The following is a 3,606-nucleotide window of genomic DNA, read 5'->3' as shown; positions in this document are numbered from 1 at the left end:
TTTAGAATTTTATCATCAAGATACAGGAATCGGAGACGACGTTTTGGTCTGAGATTTAATTTAATCGCTGGCATTTACAACTACGAACTTGCTTTAGGCTATAATCAAGTAGCTGAATAAGACTTTTGCAGGAGGTCTAGTACAAGGACAAGCAAAAAGTTTATCTTGCCAACCCGGATAATCTTCTTGTAGTCTGCGTACTACTTCTTCGGGTTGCAAATCTATAGGTTCTTTTTTGGCGATTTGATTGGATATAATGACACTCACAGTTGTGACCACTGGTACTCCTACCAATGAAAGTAGGATTAGTTTCGAAGCATGGCTAACTAAAAAGCCTTTAAGATAACTGAACATTACCAAAATCCTCAATTTTCATAGGTTCGTTACTGCAAGCGAACGGCTGAATTGATCGGCAGGAGGTCGCCTCTAATGATCAATTCAAACCGAAAATATCACATCTGTCCGCTCCAATGATGTGTTACCTATTATCACTCCGTCAGGCGATCGCATAAATCCTTGACCAGCATGGTGTGTTGTTTCCGTACACAGCTTTTATTTATTCTCCCCCGCAACGCGCACGAAGTGGTCTCCCAACTTCCCACCCCAACACCCAACCAACGGTCAACTACTCAAAATCGTTATGACTATGATATAGTTGTTAAGGAATGTAAAAATAGTTGCATTTTCCCAGAAACTAGATTAAGGAGATTAAGAGTATGACCGCCGAAGGTTGCTTAAGAGTCGGACAAGCAGCGCCGGATTTCAGCGCCACCGCCGTTTTCGATCAAGAGTTCAAAACCATCAAATTATCGGATTATCGGGGTAAATACGTCGTTTTATTCTTCTATCCCCTCGATTTTACCTTTGTTTGCCCCACGGAAATTACCGCTTTCAGCGATCGAGTTAGCGAATTTGGCAGTATCAACACCGAGATTTTAGGGGTGTCCGTCGATAGCGAATTTGCTCACCTAGCATGGATTCAAACCGAGAGAAAATCCGGTGGTGTCGGTGATGTGGCCTATCCGTTGGTGTCGGATCTAAAAAAAGAAATCAGCATCGCTTACAATGTTCTTGACCCGGATGCGGGGGTGTCCCTGCGTGGTCTCTTTATCATCGATAAAGAAGGTGTTATCCAACACGCTACTATTAATAATCTTTCCTTCGGTCGCAGTGTCGATGAAACCCTCCGCACTCTGAAAGCGATTCAATACGTCCAATCCCACCCGGATGAAGTTTGTCCCGCCGGTTGGCAAGAAGGGGATGCTACCATGGTTCCCGACCCTGTGAAGTCGAAAGTTTACTTCGCGGCAGTTTAGTTAAAAATCCTCAGAAGTCCCTCAGCTATAGATGCAAGGAGACTTTTAAGGGGGGTGAAATAATTCACCCCTCATTTTAATCGGAAAATTTTCTGGAAAATTTGCCCTATTAGCCATGATCTCATCTAGAATACTGGCCAGCAAGTCTAGAAAGAGTCACGGCAATCTATGACTACCAGTAATTATGATTCCGAGTTGACAGTTTTGGGATTACCCGCAGCCAAAGGTAGATGGTTATTAATACCTCTAGGAATGGGCGTTTTACTCTGTTTAGGGACGGTGTACTCTTGGAGTATCTTTAGAAAACCCCTAGAAACAGAATTAAATCTCAGCGCCACGGAAAGCTTATTACCCTACACTGTGGCTCTAGTATTTTATGCCGCTTCTATGCCGATCGCTGGTTTTTATATCCCCCGGGTAGGTACTCGCAGGATGACCGCTATCGGCGGAATTATCGTCGGTTTAGGCTATATTCTCGCTAGTTTTGCCGCTCAGATCCAGACAATTATTCTTACCTACGGAGTCATTGCCGGCACGGGAGTCGGCATTGCTTACGGTGTTCCCATGGCAGTGGTGGCGCGCTGGTTTCCCGACAAAAAAGGTTTAGCGGTGGGTTTAACTATCATCGGATTTGGCCTTTCTCCCCTGATTACCGCACCTTTAGCCAATCGATTGATCAATGAATATAGCGTTAGACCAAGTTTAAGATTTTTGGGGATTATCTTTACAATAATTATTGTGATTATTGCCCTCACCATGAAATTACCCCCTCAAGACTGGCAACCTCCCGCCAATTTAGCTAATCGAAAATCCGACTTTCTGGCCAATTATCCGGTGAATATGCTGAAAAGTCGCTCATTTTACGGCTTATGGCTTTGCTATGCCATTGGTGCTTTAATTGGCTTGAGTGCTATCGGTATTTCTAGTCCCGTCGCCGAGGAAATTATCCAGATTGAGCCGGGGTTAGCCGCTAGTAGTGTTGCTCTATTTGCCTTGTTTAATGGTATTAGTCGTCCTTTGTTCGGTTGGTTGAGCGATCGCTGGAAACCCCATTATTTAGCGATCGGAGCCTATACACTCATTTTGATCGGTTGCCTGCTGATGGTCAAGGCCGAAAAAGGTGCGGTTACTAGCTATCTAGTGGCTTTTTGTCTATTTTGGTTCTGTTTAGGGGGATGGTTAGCCCTAGCTCCCGCTACTACTCTCCACTTCTTTAATCCTGACCACTACGCCCAAAATTATGGTATTGTTTTTACTGCCTACGGTGTTGGTGCTTTAATCGGCACTTTAGTAACCGGTAGAATTCGCGATTGGTTCGGTACTTACACTTATGCTTTTTATGCTATGGCTGTATTGGCAATACTGGGCATTTTTCTCGCTAGTGCCTTACTGAAAAGAGCGCGATCGCATCTATCAAATCCTAGCTAAGGGAGTTAATCTTAGCCTAGAGTAGATACTGCTGGCATTTTACACCAATTAAAAGTAAAAGTCGGCTACAGATAACTAGGATAGGGGCCGGGGAAATGGGAGACTTGACCAGTTATCAGTAAACAATAATCAGTGATAGGGTTCTTCTCGACTTTTTGTGATAACTTTTGCTTATATATAGAATAGTTTTTGCTTATAAAATTTTGAAATGTTTACTGGAAAAGACTTTTAGGACTATTTTGCTGAAGAAACTATCAGTATAAACCCCGTTTCCACACAGAAACCAGAAGAGCCGTGATAGGATAATTAGTGTTCTGTCAAGATTGAATTGAGGGATAAATCTCCTTCTGCTTGTCTTAATCGACCATTTTAAAACTGAAAGATTATTAGGTTCCCACTCGCTATTGGAAGGGGATAGATTTAAGTCAAGGTCATCGTTTGCTTGGCAGGAAAAGTCAACACCAATTGATGAGGATAGACAATTTCTACACCGATTGTTTCGAGGAATGCTCCCTTTTCTGTCTGAGTTGCACAGACAAAATTTCCCTGCTCATCATATTTAACCCAATCTCCAAATAATTCTACTAGATAAGCTTCTCCATTTTTGAGAATTTCTACAATTGTCCCAACTGTGACGATAGGAGCTATTCCGCCATCAATTAAAGGTAGATCTTCCCTTAGTCTAACACCATCAAACAATTGAAACTTACTCATTTTCAATCTCCGGCTCTTCGTTACTCTTTATGCTAAATCAACAGACAAGATGCCAAGATAACATACTTCTAACCCAAAAATTCCGAAAGTTTCTAAAGCCATAGCCTCTTCGTTTTATTAGTTTAAGTTTATTGTTGATTCCCTCGAC

The 3,606-nt window shown here is 42.5% G+C and carries 4 protein-coding genes and 1 pseudogene; 3 read left to right on the top strand and 2 right to left on the bottom strand.

Annotated features, from left to right (window positions below):
* The 3 genes and pseudogenes from IM479_RS01470 to IM479_RS01460 all read left to right on the top strand — a co-directional run.
* Positions 1-120 (top strand): annotated as a pseudogene (locus IM479_RS01470) (IS5/IS1182 family transposase); the annotation flags it as partial.
* Positions 121-716: 596 nt separating this feature from the next.
* Complete coding sequence (locus IM479_RS01465; RefSeq protein WP_287686373.1) at positions 717-1,316, top strand: peroxiredoxin; 600 nt, start codon at positions 717-719, stop codon at positions 1,314-1,316.
* A gap of 168 nt (positions 1,317-1,484) precedes the next feature.
* Positions 1,485-2,744 (top strand): L-lactate MFS transporter, encoded by a 1,260-nt coding sequence (locus tag IM479_RS01460; RefSeq protein WP_287686371.1) that lies wholly within the window; start codon positions 1,485-1,487, stop codon positions 2,742-2,744.
* Positions 2,745-3,164: 420 nt separating this feature from the next.
* Here IM479_RS01460 and IM479_RS01455 read toward each other — a convergent pair whose 3' ends face one another.
* Positions 3,165-3,458 carry a hypothetical protein gene (locus IM479_RS01455; protein WP_002776310.1) on the bottom strand — a complete coding sequence of 98 codons (294 nt, stop codon included), beginning with the start codon at positions 3,456-3,458 and terminating at the stop codon, positions 3,165-3,167.
* A 37-nt stretch (positions 3,459-3,495) separates the two neighbouring features.
* Positions 3,496-3,606: transposase (locus IM479_RS01450; protein WP_071784045.1), on the bottom strand; the 111-nt coding region annotated here is incomplete at its 5' end.

The sequence above is a fragment of the Microcystis sp. M165S2 genome (genome assembly GCF_020245885.1).
Classification (GTDB): domain Bacteria; phylum Cyanobacteriota; class Cyanobacteriia; order Cyanobacteriales; family Microcystaceae; genus Microcystis.
This window is presented reverse-complemented; position numbering and strand designations above follow the sequence as displayed.

Coding starts and splice junctions, on each gene's coding strand:
- IM479_RS01455 (WP_002776310.1), bottom strand. CDS start 3,458: ATGAGTAAGTTTCAATTGTTTGATGGTGTTAGACTAAGGGAAGATCTA.
- IM479_RS01460 (WP_287686371.1), top strand. CDS start 1,485: ATGACTACCAGTAATTATGATTCCGAGTTGACAGTTTTGGGATTACCC.
- IM479_RS01465 (WP_287686373.1), top strand. CDS start 717: ATGACCGCCGAAGGTTGCTTAAGAGTCGGACAAGCAGCGCCGGATTTC.